We start from the raw sequence: 270 nt of genomic DNA, 5'->3' as shown, positions 1-270 counted from the left end.
ATGGAGGATTACCCAAGTCCGGCTGAAGGGAACGGTCTTGAAAACCGTCAGGCGGGTAAAACCGTGCAAGGGTTCGAATCCCTTATCCTCCTTTATCATATTATCGCGGGATGGAGCAGTCTGGTAGCTCGTCGGGCTCATAACCCGAAGGTCGTAGGTTCAAATCCTGCTCCCGCAATTTAAAAACTAAAAACACTGGTTCCGTGGTGTAGGGGTTAACATGCCTGCCTGTCACGCAGGAGATCGCGGGTTCGATTCCCGTCGGAACCG

3 tRNA genes are annotated in these 270 nt (G+C 52.6%); all 3 read left to right on the top strand.

Going from position 1 to position 270, the window contains the following annotated elements:
• The first annotated feature begins 2 nt into the window (after positions 1–2).
• The 3 genes from AB3I27_RS14070 to AB3I27_RS14060 all read left to right on the top strand — a co-directional run bounded on the left by AB3I27_RS14070 (position 3) and on the right by AB3I27_RS14060 (position 270).
• Positions 3–92, top strand: a tRNA-Ser gene (locus tag AB3I27_RS14070).
• A 12-nt stretch (positions 93–104) separates the two neighbouring features.
• Positions 105–178 (top strand) — tRNA-Met (locus AB3I27_RS14065).
• Between the two features lie 19 nt (positions 179–197).
• A tRNA-Asp gene (locus AB3I27_RS14060) sits at positions 198–270 on the top strand.

Origin of the sequence: Enterococcus sp. C46 (assembly GCF_040887565.1) — a bacterium.
GTDB classification, from domain to species: Bacteria; Bacillota; Bacilli; order Lactobacillales; family Enterococcaceae; genus Enterococcus_B; species Enterococcus_B lactis.
Note: the sequence above shows the minus strand (reverse complement) of the source record. Positions and strands in the feature narration are given on the sequence as shown.